The organism is Roseateles noduli, assembly GCF_050626985.1.
In the GTDB taxonomy this organism is placed as follows: domain Bacteria; phylum Pseudomonadota; class Gammaproteobacteria; order Burkholderiales; family Burkholderiaceae_C; genus Roseateles; species Roseateles noduli_A.
Genome location: NZ_CP192463.1, coordinates 726,195 through 741,101 on the forward strand (window position 1 = coordinate 726,195; position 14,907 = coordinate 741,101).

General features: G+C 69.6%; 14 protein-coding genes. 11 read left to right on the forward strand and 3 right to left on the reverse strand.

Features of this window, described 5'->3' with window-relative positions; translation table 11 throughout:
* Positions 1 to 135 precede the first annotated feature (135 nt).
* From ACQ4L4_RS03230 to ACQ4L4_RS03250, 5 genes are all read left to right on the forward strand, one after another.
* Positions 136 to 945, forward strand: a complete 810-nt coding sequence (locus ACQ4L4_RS03230) for a MetQ/NlpA family ABC transporter substrate-binding protein (RefSeq protein WP_431102750.1) — start codon at positions 136 to 138, stop codon at positions 943 to 945.
* Positions 942 to 2,492, forward strand: coding sequence for an LLM class flavin-dependent oxidoreductase (locus tag ACQ4L4_RS03235; protein WP_431102751.1), 1,551 nt, complete (start codon positions 942 to 944; stop codon positions 2,490 to 2,492). Before ACQ4L4_RS03230 ends, ACQ4L4_RS03235 begins: the two co-directional genes overlap by 4 nt.
* Positions 2,489 to 3,520, forward strand: a complete 1,032-nt coding sequence (locus tag ACQ4L4_RS03240; RefSeq protein WP_431102752.1) for an aliphatic sulfonate ABC transporter substrate-binding protein — start codon at positions 2,489 to 2,491, stop codon at positions 3,518 to 3,520. The genes ACQ4L4_RS03235 and ACQ4L4_RS03240 overlap by 4 nt, the downstream gene beginning before the upstream one ends.
* Before the next feature lie 133 nt (positions 3,521 to 3,653).
* Entirely contained in the window at positions 3,654 to 4,505 is an 852-nt protein-coding gene (locus ACQ4L4_RS03245; RefSeq protein WP_431104861.1) for an ABC transporter permease, read from the forward strand.
* Positions 4,502 to 5,338: an ABC transporter ATP-binding protein gene (locus tag ACQ4L4_RS03250; protein ID WP_431102753.1), complete on the forward strand. Its 837-nt coding sequence runs from the start codon at positions 4,502 to 4,504 to the stop codon at positions 5,336 to 5,338. The genes ACQ4L4_RS03245 and ACQ4L4_RS03250 overlap by 4 nt, the downstream gene beginning before the upstream one ends.
* 155 nt (positions 5,339 to 5,493) lie before the next feature.
* On the opposite strand, the gene ACQ4L4_RS03255 is transcribed toward ACQ4L4_RS03250, so the two are convergent.
* Positions 5,494 to 6,822 carry an outer membrane protein transport protein gene (locus ACQ4L4_RS03255; protein ID WP_431102754.1) on the reverse strand — a complete coding sequence of 443 codons (1,329 nt, stop codon included), beginning with the start codon at positions 6,820 to 6,822 and terminating at the stop codon, positions 5,494 to 5,496.
* A gap of 83 nt (positions 6,823 to 6,905) precedes the next feature.
* Complete coding sequence (locus tag ACQ4L4_RS03260) at positions 6,906 to 7,907, reverse strand: NADP-dependent oxidoreductase (RefSeq protein ID WP_431102755.1); 1,002 nt, start codon at positions 7,905 to 7,907, stop codon at positions 6,906 to 6,908.
* Positions 7,908 to 8,109: 202 nt separating this feature from the next.
* On the opposite strand from ACQ4L4_RS03260, the gene ACQ4L4_RS03265 reads away from it, so the two are divergent.
* The 6 genes from ACQ4L4_RS03265 to ACQ4L4_RS03290 all read left to right on the forward strand — a co-directional run bounded on the left by ACQ4L4_RS03265 (position 8,110) and on the right by ACQ4L4_RS03290 (position 13,666).
* The gene (locus ACQ4L4_RS03265; protein WP_431102757.1) at positions 8,110 to 8,712 is read left to right on the forward strand and encodes a TetR/AcrR family transcriptional regulator; all 603 of its coding nucleotides are present in this window, start codon (positions 8,110 to 8,112) and stop codon (positions 8,710 to 8,712) included.
* 91 nt (positions 8,713 to 8,803) lie between these two features.
* Positions 8,804 to 9,415 carry an NADPH-dependent FMN reductase gene (gene ssuE / locus ACQ4L4_RS03270; RefSeq protein ID WP_431102759.1) on the forward strand — a complete coding sequence of 204 codons (612 nt, stop codon included), beginning with the start codon at positions 8,804 to 8,806 and terminating at the stop codon, positions 9,413 to 9,415.
* Positions 9,416 to 9,503: 88 nt separating this feature from the next.
* Positions 9,504 to 10,487: a sulfonate ABC transporter substrate-binding protein gene (locus ACQ4L4_RS03275; protein ID WP_431102760.1), complete on the forward strand. Its 984-nt coding sequence runs from the start codon at positions 9,504 to 9,506 to the stop codon at positions 10,485 to 10,487.
* A gap of 134 nt (positions 10,488 to 10,621) precedes the next feature.
* A complete protein-coding gene (gene ssuD, locus ACQ4L4_RS03280) occupies positions 10,622 to 11,803 on the forward strand; it encodes an FMNH2-dependent alkanesulfonate monooxygenase (RefSeq protein WP_431102762.1) in 1,182 nt (393 codons plus the stop codon).
* A gap of 1 nt (position 11,804) precedes the next feature.
* On the forward strand, positions 11,805 to 12,665 hold the full coding sequence (gene ssuC, locus ACQ4L4_RS03285) for an aliphatic sulfonate ABC transporter permease SsuC (RefSeq protein ID WP_431102763.1): 861 nt from the start codon (positions 11,805 to 11,807) through the stop codon (positions 12,663 to 12,665).
* A gap of 17 nt (positions 12,666 to 12,682) precedes the next feature.
* Positions 12,683 to 13,666 (forward strand): ATP-binding cassette domain-containing protein, encoded by a 984-nt coding sequence (locus ACQ4L4_RS03290; protein ID WP_431102765.1) that lies wholly within the window; start codon positions 12,683 to 12,685, stop codon positions 13,664 to 13,666.
* Positions 13,667 to 13,749: 83 nt separating this feature from the next.
* On the opposite strand, the gene ACQ4L4_RS03295 is transcribed toward ACQ4L4_RS03290, so the two are convergent.
* Complete coding sequence (locus ACQ4L4_RS03295; RefSeq protein ID WP_431102766.1) at positions 13,750 to 14,862, reverse strand: alpha/beta hydrolase; 1,113 nt, start codon at positions 14,860 to 14,862, stop codon at positions 13,750 to 13,752.
* Positions 14,863 to 14,907 lie beyond the last annotated feature (45 nt).

The window sequence follows — 14,907 nt, forward strand, 5'->3', positions numbered from 1 at the left end:
GCGTTCGTTCCCGCTCATCGTTCCCGCTCGTCGCTCGCGCTGCTCCTTCCCGCTGTTCCTTCCCGCTGTTCTTTTCCGTTTCTCGTTTCCTCTTCTGTCGCCCTCCCTTCTTTTCGGACCTCCAAGGACTTCCCGATGACCCTCGCCCGCCGCACCCTGCTGGCCCTCGCGCTGACCGCCGCCGCGCTTTCCTCGCCTGCCGTCCACGCGCAGGACAAGAAGGAGATCATCATCGGCGCGACCGCCGGCTCCAACATCGAGGTGCTGCGCCAGGGCATCAAGCCGCTGCTGGAGAAGCGCGGCTACACGGTCAAGCTGGTCGAGTTCAACGACTACGTGCAACCCAACATCGCGCTGGCGCAGGGCGCGCTGGACGCCAACTTCTTCCAGCACATCACCTACCTCAACCGCTTCCGCGAGGACCGCGGGCTGGACATCGTGGAGGTGGTGCAGGGGCCGATGGCGCCGTTCGGGATCTACTCGAAGAAGCGCAAGAGCCTGGCCGACGTGAAGTCCGGTGACCGCATCACGCTGGCCAACGACCCGGCCAACCTGGCGCACGGCCTGGCGCTGCTGGCCGACCAGAAGCTGCTGACGCTCAAGCCCGGCGCCGATCCGATCCGCGTGACGGAGAAGGACATCGCCAGCAATCCGCTGAACCTGAAGCTGCAGCCGATCGAGGCGGCGCAGATCCCGCGCACGCTCGACGACGCGGAGTACGCGATCGTCAACGGCAACTTCGCGATCTCCAGCGGCCTGAAGCTCACCGACGCGCTGCTCCTGGAGAAGACGCCCGACCACTACATGCTGGTGTTGGCGGTGAAGGGCAAGGACAAGCAGCAGCCGTGGACGAAGGCGCTGGCCGATGCCTTCCGCGCGCCGGAGTTCAAGGCGGTGCTGGTGCAGAAGTTCCCCGGCTACGCGCGGCCGGCGTTCCTGCAATGAGCGCCAGCGGGTTGAAGCCGATCCGTTTCAACGCTTTCGCGATGAACACGGTGGGGCACCAGTCGCCGGGGCTGTGGACGCATCCGCGCGACGAGTCGCATCGCTACACCGACCCGGACTACTGGGTCGAGCTGGCGCGGCTGCTGGAACGCGGCGGCTTCGACAGCGTGTTCCTGGCCGACGTGCTGGGCGTCTACGACGTGCACGGCGGCTCACCCGACGCGGCCTTGCGCCATGCGGTGCAGGTGCCGCTCAACGATCCGCTGGCGCTGGTGCCGCTGATGGCATCGGTGACGAAGCACCTCGGCTTCGGCGTGACGGTGGCGCTGACCTATGAGCCGCCGTACAGCTTCGCACGGCGCATGTCGACGCTCGATCACCTAACGCGGGGCCGCATCGGCTGGAACATCGTCACCGGCTACCTCGACAGCGCGGCGCGCAACCTCGGCCACACCGGGCAACGCACGCACGACGAGCGCTACGACCTGGCGGACGAGTACCTCGACGTCGTCTACAAGCTGTGGGAGCTGAGCTGGGAGGACGGTGCGGTCCAGCGCGACAAGGCGGGGCGTGTCTTCACGGACCCGACGAAGGTCCACCCCATCCACCATCGCGGCGAGCACTACCGCGTGCCCGGCGTCCATCTCTGCGAGCCGTCGCCGCAGCGCACGCCGGTGCTGTTCCAGGCCGGCACGTCGAGCCGCGGCCGCGCCTTCGCCGGCCGGCATGCGGAGTGCGTCTTCGTGAGCGGTCCCAGCACGTCCGTGGTGAAGGGCTATGTGAACGGCCTGCGCGACGCGGTCGCCGAGTCGGGCCGGGCGCGCGACGACGTGCTGATCTACGGTCAGGCGCTGATCGTCACCGCGCCAACGAGTGCCGAGGCTCACGCCAAGCACGAGGACTTGAAGTCCCACGTCGACATCGAGGCCGCACTGGCCTTGCTGTCGGGATGGACCGGCGTCGACTTCAGCCGCTATCCGCTGGACGCCACGATCGACTACCTCGACACGCAGGCGGGGCGCACGGCGCTGGCCTCGTTCAGCAGCGCGGATCCGACGCGTCGCTGGACGGTGGACGAGGCGGCCGCGTTCATCGGCCTCGGCGGGCGAGGACCGGTCTTCGTCGGCGATCCGTCTGAGATCGCCGATCAGTTGATCGCGTGGCAGGACGCCGCGGGCCTGGACGGTTTCAACCTGGCCTATGCGCTGGCGCACGAGACCTTCCGCGACGTGGTCGATCTCGTGGTGCCGGAGCTTCGCCGTCGTGGCCGCTATCGACCGGAAGCAGGCGAGGGCGCCGACGTCGCCAGCGCACCGAGGACCTTGCGCGCACGGCTGTTCGGCGCGGGTGACGGCCTCAAGCCGACGCACGCCGGGCGTCGTGTCCGCCTCGGCGAGCCGACTGTCGACACCGCCGCCGACGTCGCCGCGATCGCCGCGGCATCCGCGACCACCACGACCACCACGACCACGACCACCACGACCGCCGACGGTCGGGATCCCCCGCTCACTTCCCTGGACATACCCCTGACGGAGCCCGTCGCATGACCCGCAAGATGGATACGAAGAAGAACACCCTGCCGACGCGCCGAGACGCCTTGGTGCTTGGCGCCGGCCTGGCGACGGGACTGGCCGGCGGCCTGGTCGCCGGCACCGCCCGGGCGCAGGGCGCCGCGGCGCCGAAGGAGCTGCGGCTCGACTACGCCTACTACTCGCCGACCAGTCTGGTGCTGCGCCGCTTCGGCTGGCTGGAGGAAGACCTGGCCAAGGACGGCACGTCGGTGCGCTGGGTGCTGAGCGCCGGCAGCAACCGCGCGCTGGAGTACCTCAACGCGGGCAGCATCGACATCGGCTCCACGGCCGGCCTGGCCGCGCTGCTGGCGCGCGCCAACGGCAATCCGATCCGCGCGCCCTACATCTTCTCGCGGCCGGAATGGACGGCGCTGGTGGTGCGTCCGGACTCCGGCATCCGCTCGCTCGCCGACCTCAAGGGCAAGAAGATCGCGGCGACCAAGGGCACCGATCCCTACCTCTTCCTGCTGCGCGCGCTGCACACGGTGGGCCTGAAGCGCGGCGACATCGAGCATGTCGCGCTCCAGCACGCCGACGGGCGCGCGGCGTTGGAGCAGGGGCGCGTCGACGCGTGGGCCGGTCTCGACCCGCTGATGGCGGCGAGCGAGCTCGATGCCGGATCGAAGCTGCTGTACCGCAACGTCGGCTTCAACACCTACGGCTTCCTCAACGTGCGGGAGGAGGTCCTGAACCGCCACCCGCAGACGGTCAAGCGCGTGATCGCGGCCTACGAGCGCGCACGCGCCTGGACGCTGGCCAACCCGTCGGACGCCGCGAAGATCCTGTCCGAGGAGGCCAAGGTCAGCCTGCCGGTGGCCCTGCTGCAGGTGAAGTTGCGCAGCGACTTCTCGCATCCGCAGCCGTCGGACGAGCATGTGAAGGCGCTGCAGGCGGCGGCGCCGATCCTGAGCGCGGAGCAACTGGTGAAGCCGGGCGTGGACCTGAACCGCACGATCGCGGAGCTGGTCGACACGCGCTTCGCCAACGGCCTGATCAAAGCGTGAATGCTGAGCGATGAGCGCAGACCCCGACCTCATCGCGCGCGCCGTCTCGTCGCTCGGGCCGGTCTTGCCGGAGCAGGCAACGGCTCGATCGCGATCAACGCAGACGCACACGCACAAGCCCACGCAGACGCACATGCACACGCACACGCACACGCAGACGCAGACGCAGACGCAGACGCAGACGCAGACGCAGACGCAGACGCACACGCGGGCCCCGTGGCGATGGCCGACGTGGCTCCTCGGTGCGCTGCCGCCGGTGGCAGTCCTCGCCCTTGCGGAGGCGGCGGTGCGGTCCGGCTGGATCGCGCCCAACCTGCTGCCGGCGCCGAGCGATGTGGCCGCGGCGCTGGCGCAGATGCTGCGCGACGGCCAACTGACGCAACACGTCCTCGCGAGCACCTTGCGCGTGGCGGGGGGCTTTGCGCTCGGCGCGGTGCTGGCGGTGCTGTTCGGCGCGCTGGTCGGTCTCTCGGGCTTGGCCGCGGCCGTGCTGACGCCGAGCTTCCAGGCGCTGCGCGCGATCCCGTCGCTCGCGTGGGTGCCGCTGCTGCTGCTCTGGCTGGGCATCGACGAGGCGTCCAAGATCGCGCTGATCGCGATCGGGGCCTTCTTCCCCGTCTACATGGGCGTGTCCTCGGGCTTTCGCGACGTGGACCGCAAGCTGGTGGAGGTCGCGCGCCTGCGCGGGCTCGGCCGCGTGGCGCTCGCGCGCCGCGTGCTGCTGCCCGCCGCGCTGCCGGCGTTGCTCACCGGCCTGCGCAACGGACTGAGCCTGGCGTGGATGTTCATGGTGGCCGCGGAACTGATCGCCGCGAGCCGCGGCCTGGGCTACCTGCTGACCGACGGCCGCGAGACCGGCCGCGCGGACCTGGTGATGGCGGCGATCGTGCTGCTGGCGCTGCTGGGCAAACTGACCGACAGCCTGATGGCCGCGGTGGAACAACGCGCGCTGCACTGGCGCGACAGCTTCGGAGGCCATGCATGAGCCTGTTGACCGTGTCCGTGCGCGCCAAACGCTTCGCCCCCAACGGGAACGACAAAGGCCGCGATGGCGGCGAAGGCCGTGAGGCGCGTGAGGGACGTGATGGACGTGAAGGCCGCGATGGCGGCCATCGCCGCGAGGGGGGCGGTCCGCCGCCCGTCTTGCAGGACGTCCACTTCGACCTGAACGCGGGTGAGGTCCTCGGCCTGGTCGGCGCGAGCGGCTGCGGCAAGAGCACGCTGCTGCGCATCGCCGCCGGGCTGGATCCGGACTTCGACGGGGACGTGCGCCTCGACGGTCGCGCGCGTCGCGGACCGGACCGCGACATCGGCGTCGTGTTCCAGGAGCCGCGGCTTTTCCCGTGGCTGACGGTGGCCGAGAACGTCGGCTTCGACCTGGGCCAGGGCCAGGGCCACGATGAAGCGTGGGTGAACACGCTGCTGCGCGAGGTCGGCCTGGGCGAGCTCGGCGAGGCGCTGCCGCGCCAGCTCTCCGGCGGACAGGCGCAGCGCGCGGCGATCGCGCGGGCGCTCTACACGCGGCCGCGCGTGCTGCTGCTCGACGAACCGTTCTCCGCGCTGGACGCCTTCACGCGGATGCGGCTGCAGGACCTCGTGCGCGAGGTCGCCGCAAGACATGGCACCAGCCTGATCCTGGTCACGCACGACGTGGAGGAAGCGGTGCTGCTGGCCGACCGCGTGCTGGTGCTCGGTGCCGCGCCGGGCCGCATCGTGCGGCGCATCGACGTGCCGCTGGTGCATCCGCGCGGGCGCGGAAGCGCGGCGGTGGCGGACCTGCGGGGCGAGGTGCTGAGGGAGTTGGAGCGCCTGTCGTAAAAAACGCCCCGGACGTTGCCGTCCGAGGCGAATGGGTCGTGTGCAAGCCAATGCACGACAACCCCTGGAACCGTGCGATTCGATGCGGCGCGAACCGACGCAGGCCGGCGCGAACCGGCGCGAACCGGCGCGAACCGGCGCGGGTGTCGACGCGCCTAGAAGCTGTATTGCGCCGACACCGCCAGGATGTCGCTGCCCACCTTGTACGAGCCCTGCAGGGTGCTCGCGGAGGGCGAGGTCAGGTTGACGCTGGTGTCCTTGATGAACAGATGCGTGTACCCCACGCTGTAGGCCAGCTGCTTGCTGGCCCGCCACGTCGCGCCGAGCGACAGCCATCGACGACTGACGTCGGGAACGCGGACATCGCGCACCGCATCGGTGACCGGCGTCTGGTCGTAGGCGAAGCCGCCGCGGAAGGTCCAGGCGTCGTTCATCCGGTACTCCGCGCCCACCGAGTAGAACGACGAATCCCGATAGCCGAAGTCCAGCGTCTGGCTGGGCAGGTTGGACGCGAAGTCCAGGACCACTTGGTCGAACTTGTGCCACGCGGTGCGCGAGTAGTCGGCCATCACTGTCCATTGCGGATTCAGCCGCTGGCTGACGCTGAGCGTCCACGACGCCGGCATCGTCAACTCGGTGTCCACCGTAGTGTTCACGAAGGTGTTGGGGGCCGCCGCCGACAGCACCGCGTTCGCCGCGGCGGGAATCGAGAAGCGCGCGTCCACGCCCTTGGCCTTGTGCTTGACCTCCGAGCGGTAGGCCAGGCCCACCGTCGTCCCGTCGACGGGACGCAGCAGCGCGCCCAGCGTGTAGCCGACCTCGGTGTTGTCGCCTTCGACGTCCAGGTATCCGTCCGCGCTCGTCGGCAGGAATCCCGGCACGCGCGCGGCCGCCAACTGCGCGCCGAAGTCGACGGCATTGCGCAGCTTGACTTCCAGGCGCTCCGCAAACACGGAGGCGCCCAGCGACAGGACGTCATTGACCTTGTAGGCGCCGGACACGCCGACGTCGATCACCTTCAGCGAGGTCTTGACGCCCTGATAGCGACCCACCCATCCGTCGTCGTACTCGGTCTTGAATCCGAACGGTGCCGTCACGGAGAAACCCAGATGGATCCGGTCGGTCACCGGCGCATGGAAGTAGAGCGAGGGAATGACCGCGGTCTGTCCCGCATCGCCGCCGTTCCCACCGGACAGGGGACGCCCCAGCGCATCCCGGCCAGAGCCGTCGAACTTGGCCGAATAGGTCACGACCGCGCCGTCCGCCTGGACGAGGCGCCCATCGAGCAGGGTCATCGCGGCGGGGTTGTTGGCGATCACGGAGGCATCCCCGCCTTCGCTGATGGACCCCGCGAAGGCGCGTCCCTGACCGGCGGCGCTCTGCTCCTTGAGCTTGAAGGCCGCGGCGTGAGCCAGGCCGGCGCAGGCCAGGCCGGCGACGAGCACGAGCAGGGAGGGGCGATGGACCGCCGGGATCAATGTCATTCTTCTGTCTCCTGTGTTTGGGCTTCCAGGCCCGTCGATGGCGCCGCCGCGTCCTTTGGCGGAGGCGTGTGGGGTGTCGGGATCTACTTGACCTTGATGACGACCTTGCCCTTGGCGCGGCCGGCCTTGACGTAGGCCAGGGCGTCGTTGGTCGATTCGAACGGGAAGACCCGGTCGATCACCGGCCGGATGGCGCCGGCCTCGATGAGGCGGGTGATCTCGCGCAACTGCGCGCCGTCGGCCCGCATGAAGAGGAAGGAGTAGCCGGTGCCTTGGCGGCGCGACTTGCGGCGGATGCCCGCACTCAGCAGGCGCACGATCAGTCGCACGAAGCCGGGCGCTCCGATCCCCTCGGCGAACTCGGGGTCCGGCGGGCCGGAGATGGAGATGAGCTTGCCGCCGCGCTGCAGCACGCCGAGCGACTTCTGAAGCGTCGTGCCATCCTGGCTGTTGAGCACCACGTCGTAGTCGCGCAGGACGCCGTCGAAGTCCTGCTTCCTGTAGTCGATGACGACGTCGGCGCCGAGTCCCTTCACGAGCGCGACATTGGTCGTGCCCGTCGTCGTGGCGACCGTCGCGCCGAGGTGCTTGGCCAGCTGGATGGCGAAGGTGCCGACGCCCCCCGATCCGGCCTGGATGAAGACCTTCTGCCCGCGTTGCAGACCTGCCTTCTCGACCAGGGCCTGCCAGGCGGTCAGGCCGACCAGCGGGATCGAGGCGGCTTCTTCCATCGTGAGGTTCGCGGGCTTGAGCGCCAGCGACGACTCCTTCACCGGCACGAAGTGGGCGAAGGTGCCGATCCGGAAATCGTCCACCCGCGCGTAGACCTCGTCTCCCGGCTTGAACTGGCGCACCCGCGATCCCACCCGGACCACCACGCCGGCGACGTCGTGCCCCAGCACGAGCGGCAGGCGGTAGGGCAGGATCAGCTTGAACTCGCCATCCCTGATCTTGGAATCCAGCAGGTTCACGCCAGCGGCATGGACCTCGACAAGCACCTCGTCATCCCGGGGTTCCGGCGTCGGCATCTCCACCGGCTGGAGCGTGCTCTGCTTGCCGTAGCGTTCCAGGACAAATGCTTTCATCGTCGTCTTCATGACTGGGGTGGACCGGGAAGGCCTGTTGAATCGGTGGACATGGCGTCTTCGTCTGGACTACGTCCACCGACGGACGTCGCAGGATCGATGGCAATGATTATGTTTGTAATCCAAAAAGTCAAGACTTTGATGATGATCAGCATCTATGTATAGTGACGCTCGTGGCTCTCTCCACACGCATGGACAACAGATGAAGGTCAGCAAGGCACAGGCGCAGGCCAATCGCGAGCACGTCGTGCAGACGGCGTCCACGGTGTTTCGTGAGCGCGGCTATGACGGCGTCGGCGTCGTCGATCTGATGGCCGCGGCCGGCTTCACGCACGGCGGCTTCTACAAGCAGTTCGAATCCAAGGCCGAGCTGATGGCGGAGTCGGCGGCCTGCGGCATCGCGCAGACGGTGGCCCAGGCGGCCGGCGTGACGGTCTCGGACTTCGCCCGGTTCTATCTCTCGCGCGAACATCGCGACGCGCGAGGCGAGGGGTGCTCGATGGCGGCGCTCGGCGGTGATGCGGCGCGTCAGTCGGACGCGGTGCGCGCCACGTTTGCGAACGGCATCGAGAGTCTGCTGGCGGCACTGAACCTCGAGGGGACCGTGCTGGAGCACGCGAGCGCCGACGAGGCGCGGGCCAAGTCGCTGGACCTCTTCGCGCGGGCGGTCGGCGCGATGGTGATGTCGCGCGCCTGTCCGGACGACTCGCCGCTGGCGGACGAGATCCTGGTCGCGTGTCGCAACGAAGCCCTGGCGTCGCTCACGCCGGCCGTGAAGCCGACGGCACCCGTGCGCAAGCGATAGCCGCAAAGCGCCTAAGCATCGACGATCTCCTTCGTTCGGCGAGGGCGGGGCGGTTCGCAGAATGGGGCGGTTCCCGCTTCCTCCCCCCGCCATGACCGCCTCCGCCACCGCCTCGACCGCCGATCTTCCGGGCTCGCCCGTCCTGCTCATCGCCGCGAGCCCCAGCGTGAAATCGCGCTCCGGCGCACTGCTCGGCGCCGCCGCGGAGCGGCTGCATCACCACGGACTCGCGACCCGCACGCTGCGGCTGCGCGACCTGCCGGCGCAGCCGCTGCTGCACGCCGACTTCGACGACGCGGAGATCCGCGCGGCGCTGGCCGCCGTCGCCGAGGCGCGCGTCGTCGTGCTCGCGACGCCCATCTACAAGGCCGCGTACAGCGGGCTGCTGAAGGTCTTCCTCGACCTGCTGCCGCAGGACGGCCTCGCGGGCAAGAGCGTGTGGACGCTGGCCACCGGCGGCAGCATGGCGCATCTGCTGGCGCTGGACTACGGCCTGCTGCCCGTCCTGTCCGCGCTCGGCGCGCGCTCGCATGTCGACGGCGTCTACGCCTGCGACGCGCAGATTGCCAAGGACGCCGTCGGCGACTACCGCATCAACGACGACATCGCCCGCCGCCTGCTCGCCGGCGCGTCGCAGGTGCTGGACCGCGTGCCGACGCCGCGGCCCGTCGAGCCGGTCTCGCGTCCCGCGCTGGTGCTCTGAGCGTCCCTGAACGCGTCGCGCGCGCTTCGAGCCTGACGCCTCCGATTCCTCCCGACTCCTCCGACTCTCACTCTCCAGGACCACCACCATGACGTTCTTCCTCGATCGCCGCGGGGCCCTTGCATTCGCCGCCGCGTTGACCACCTCGCTCAGTCTGTTCGCCGGCGTCGCCAGCGCGCAGACGGCCGCCAAGCCCGCCGAGGTCCGCATCGGCTTCCAGAAGTACGGCACGCTCACGGTGCTGAAGGCCAAGGGGGATCTGGACAAGCGGCTGAACGCGCAAGGCATCGCCGTGCGATGGACCGAGTTCCCCGCCGGTCCGCAGCTGCTGGAAGGCCTGAACGTCGGCTCCATCGACTTCGGCACCGTGGGCGAAGCGCCGCCGATCTTCGCGCAGGCTGCCGGCGCGGACCTGGTCTACGTCGCCAACCAGCCGCCCGCGCCGACCGCGGAAGCGCTGATCGTTCCGAAGGATTCGCCGATCAGGACGCTGGCCGACTTGAAGGGCAAGAAGGTCGTGCTGAACAAGGGCTCCAACGTCCACTACCTGCTGGTCAAGCTGCTGGAGAAGCAGGGCCTGAAGTACACCGACATCACCGTCGTCTACCTGCCGCCGGCCGACGCGCGCGCGGCGTTCGAGCGCGGTGCCGTCGACGCTTGGGTGATCTGGGATCCGTTCCTGGCCGCGGCGGAACGCCAGCTCGGCGCGCGCGTGGTGGCCGACGGCAAGGGCGTCGTCGCGAACCACCAGTTCTACCTGGCCGAGCGCGGCTACGCGGAGAAGTACCCGCAAGTCGTCCAGGCCATCATCGAGGAACTCGCCAAGCTCGACCGCTGGTCCGAGAACAACAGCGCCGCGGTGGCCGCGCTGCTCGCGCCGCAGATCGGGCTCGACCTCGCGACGACCGAGGTCGCCGCGGGGCGCTTCGCCTACGGCATCCAGCCGATCACGCCGGCCATCGCCGCCGAGCAGCAGAAGATCGCCGACGCGTTCCACGCGCTGAAGCTGATCCCCAAGCCGATCCGCATCGCCGACGCGCTGCCGAAGTCGATCCGCACGGCCGCCAAGTAAGCGCCCTTCCTTCAGCGCCGCGAGGCAGTCAGCGATCGGCCTGCGCCGCGGCGTCGGCCGCGATTTCAGACGAGGCGCCAACGACGGTGCCAACCACGGCTCCTGCCGCGACTTCATCACACGAGCTTCCCCCCATGAAGATCCTCTGGTTCATCCCCACGCACGGCGATTCGCGCTACCTCGGCACCTCCAAGGGCGCGCGCGTCGCGGACTTCGACTACTACCGCCAGATCGCCATCGCCGCCGACAGCCTCGGCTACGAGGGCGTGCTGCTGCCCACCGGCCGCAGCTGTGAAGACAGCTGGATCGTCGCGGCCAGTCTCATCGAGGCGACGCGGCGGCTGAAGTTCCTGGTCGCGCTGCGGCCGGGGCTGGTGCAGCCGGTGCAGTCGGCGCGCATGGCGGCCACGCTCGACCGCCTGTCCGGCGGCCGGCTGCTGGTCAACCTGGTCACCGGCGGCGATCCCGATGAACTCGCCGGCGACGGCCTGTTCCTGCCGCACGAGGAGCGCTACGCGCTGTCGACCGAGTTCCTGACCGTCTGGCGCGACGTGCTGCGCGCCAGCCACGAGGGCGAGGCCATCGACTTCGACGGCGAGCAGCTGCGCGTCAAGGGCGGCAAGCTGCTGTACCCGCCGATCAACAAGCCGTATCCGCCGGTGTTCTTCGGCGGATCGTCGGGACCGGCGATCGACCTCGCCGCCGATCAGGTCGACACCTACCTGACCTGGGGCGAGCCGCCGAAGGCCGTTGCCGAGAAGATCGGTGAGGTGCGCGCGGCTGCTGAAGCCAAAGGCCGCAAGCTCGAGTACGGCATCCGTCTGCACGTCATCGTGCGCGAGACCGAGGAAGAGGCCTGGGCCGCCGCCGGCGATCTCGTCAAGCATCTTGACGACGAGGTCGTCGCCGCGGCGCAGGCCAAGTTCGCGTCGATGGATTCGGTCGGACAGCGCCGCATGGCGGAGTTGCACGGCGGTCGCTTCGACAAGAACGACATCCGCGCCGGGCTGGAGATCTCGCCCAACCTGTGGGCCGGCGTGGGCCTGGTGCGCGGCGGCGCGGGCACGGCGCTGGTCGGCAATCCGCAGCAGGTGGCCGATCGCATCCAGGAGTACGCGGCGCTGGGTCTTGAGTACTTCGTGCTCAGCGGTTATCCGCATCTGGAAGAGGCCTACCGCTTCGCCGAGCTGGTCTTCCCGCTGCTGCCGCTGGACGTGCGCGAAAAGCTCAGCGCACCGAAACTGACCGGCCCCTTCGGCGAGATCGTCGCCAACAACTTCGTGCCCGGCCCGGCCAAGCTGGCCGCGGCGAGCTGAGATGAGCACCGTCGCGATCAAGGCCGAGGCCCGGGCCAACGCCAACGCCAACGTCAACGTCAACGTCAATTCCCAGGCGACACCGGGCCGCGGCATCGTCGCCTTCAAGGGCCTGGTGCCCTGGCTCGTGCCGCTGACGGTACTGGCGCTGTGGCAGCTGAGCGCGCAGGCGGGCTGGCTGTCGACGCGCGTGCTGCCGGCGCCGTCCTCGGTGGCCAAGGCCGCTTGGGAGCTGGCGCTCTCGGGCGAGCTGTGGCGGCATCTGGCCGTCAGCACCGGGCGCGCCTTCGTCGGCTTCACGATCGGCGGCGGGCTCGGGCTGCTGCTGGGCCTGCTGACCGGATCGCAGCGCTGGGCGGAGACGGCGTTGGACACGACGCTGCAGATGCTGCGCAACATTCCGCCGCTGGCGCTGATCCCGCTGGTGATCCTGTGGTTCGGGATCGATGAGACGGCCAAGCTGTTCCTGGTCGCGCTGGGCGTGTTCTTCCCGGTCTACCTGAACACCTTCCACGGCATCCGCGGCGTGGACCGCGACCTGATCGAGATGGCGCGCTCGTACGGACTGAGCGGCTGGTCGCTGTACCGGCAGGTGATCCTGCCCGGCGCGATCGCGTCGATCCTGGTGGGGCTGCGCTTCTCGCTCGGCCTGATGTGGGTGCTGCTGATCGTGGCCGAGACCATCTCGGCGCAGAGCGGCATCGGCTACATGACGATGAATGCGCGCGAGTTCCTGCAGACGGACGTGGTGCTGGTCGGCATCCTGATCTACGCGCTGCTGGGCAAGCTGGCCGACGTCGCGGCGCAGGCGCTGGAGCGCGCGTGGCTGCGCTGGCATCCGGGCTATCAGGCCCGAGGCTGACACAGGATGGGTGAGACATGATGAGCGTGACCGAGATCGACGTCCTGACCGAATGGCAGGACTCGCAGCCCGCGGCGCTGCCGCCCGCCGCATCACAGCACGCGGCGTCACAGCACGCGGCGCCGGTGCGCCGCGAGGCCGTCGCGACGCACCCCGTGAATGGGCCGGCGAATGGGCCGACGAATGGGCCGACGAATGGGCAAGCCAACGGGCAGACCAATGGGCAGGCCAATGGGCAGGCCGTGAAGCTGGACAGCCTGGGCAAGGCCTTCGGCGAGCGCCAGGTCTTGCACGGCATCCACCTGGACATCGCCCCCGGCGAGTTCGTCGCCATCATCGGCCGCAGCGGCTGCGGCAAGAGCACGCTGCTGCGTCTGCTCGCGGGGCTGGAGACGCCGAGTGCCGGCGCGCTCGAAGCGGGCGGGCGTGAGGACACACGCTTCATGTTCCAGGACGCGCGGCTGCTGCCGTGGGCGCGGGTGCTGGACAACGTGGCGCTGGGGTTGGCAGGCGCCGATGCGCGTGAGCGGGCGCGACAGGCGCTCGCGCAGGTCGGTCTCGCGGACCGTGCCGGCGAGTGGCCCGCGCGCCTGTCCGGCGGACAGCGGCAACGCGTGGCGTTGGCCCGCGCGCTGGTCCATGCGCCGAAGCTGCTGCTGCTCGACGAGCCGCTCGGCGCGCTGGACGCGCTGACCCGCATCGACATGCAGCGCCTCATCGAAACGCTGTGGACGCGCCATCGCTTCACGGCATTGCTGGTGACGCACGACGTGGCCGAGGCGGTCGCGCTGGCGGACCGCGTGCTGCTGATCGAGGATGGTCGGCTCGCGCTGGACCTGCGCATCGATCTGCCGCGTCCGCGCCGTCGCGACGCGGCCTTCGCGTCGCTGGAGCAGCGGCTGCTCGACCGCGTGCTGAGCACGCCCGGTCGCGAGCCCGACGTCGCTCACCAGCCGGCTCCACTTTCCGTCGCCGCGCCGATGTTGCGCTGGGCGGTGTAAGGGCGCAGCGCGGGCCGTCGGTGGTTGAAGGGCCGGGGGGCCTTCCACCGCACCGACGGCCTGGCGCGGCCATCCGGCAGGGCTCAGTTCCCGAACGCCTTGCGCAGCCGCTCGCCCGCGAAGGCCTGCGCGTTGCGGGCCTTCTCGACCACGGCGGCGGTGCCGAAGAACTCGTGGGTGACGCCCTCGTAGTCGCGGCGCTCGACCAGCACGTCGGCCTTCTTCAGCGCGTCCTCCATCTTGGCGCTGTCCGATCGCAGCGGATCCACGCGGGCGCTGATCAGCGTCACCGACGGCAGGCCGGTCAGCTTCGCGTCGACGAGGTTCAGGCGCCAGTCCTTCAACTGTTCCTTGTTGTCGAGCAGCTTGTCGATGTACCACTCGACCATCGCGCGGTTGAGCGGCTGGGCGGCGGCGTTCTCCAGGTAGGACTCGGTGTTGAGGCTGGTCTGCGTGACCGGATAGATGGCCAGCACGTGCGCCGGCTTCTGCAGGCCCGCGTCGCGTGCCGCGATGGCGGTCGCCAGCGCGAGGTTGCCGCCGGCGCTTTCGCCGGCCAGCGCGACGCGGCTGATGTCGCCCTTGAACTTCGCCGCATTCGCCAGCGTCCATTGGTAGGCGGCCAGCGCGTCGTCCCAGGCGGCCGGGAACTTGTTCTCCGGCGCCTGCCGGTAGTCGACGGAGACCACGACCGCCTGCGCCTGCCTGGCGATGCCGCGCGCGCTGGCGTCGTAGACCTGCTTGTCGGCGATGACCCAGCCGCCGCCGTGGAAGTAGACGACCACAGGGAAGGGGCCCGGCCCGGCCGGTGTGTAGAAACGCGCCGGGATCATGCCCGCGCCGCCCTGCACCGTGCCGTCGATGCTGGTCACGCCGGGCACGAGCTGCGCGGGATCGGTGCTGCGGCCGTTCTGGCGCAGCAGCGCGTTGACGGCGTCGGCGACGGTGGGATTCGCGCGGGCGGCGGGCACGTCGATCTTCTCGATCGCCTTGGGCCGCAGGCCTTCATGCGCCTTCAGCACGGCGAGCATGTCGCCATCCAGCCGGATCCTGCCCACGGTCTTCGCGATGGCGGTCTTGAACTTGCCGGGCTGCTCGTTGCCGGTCCCCTTGCCGGCCTCGTCGGCGGCATGGACGAACGGCAGGGTGAACAGCAGCGCGCTGAGTGCCGCGACCTGGAAGCGGAGATGGGGCATGGCGACGTCCTTGTAGAGCGGTGCGCGCATCCGATGCGGATGCTC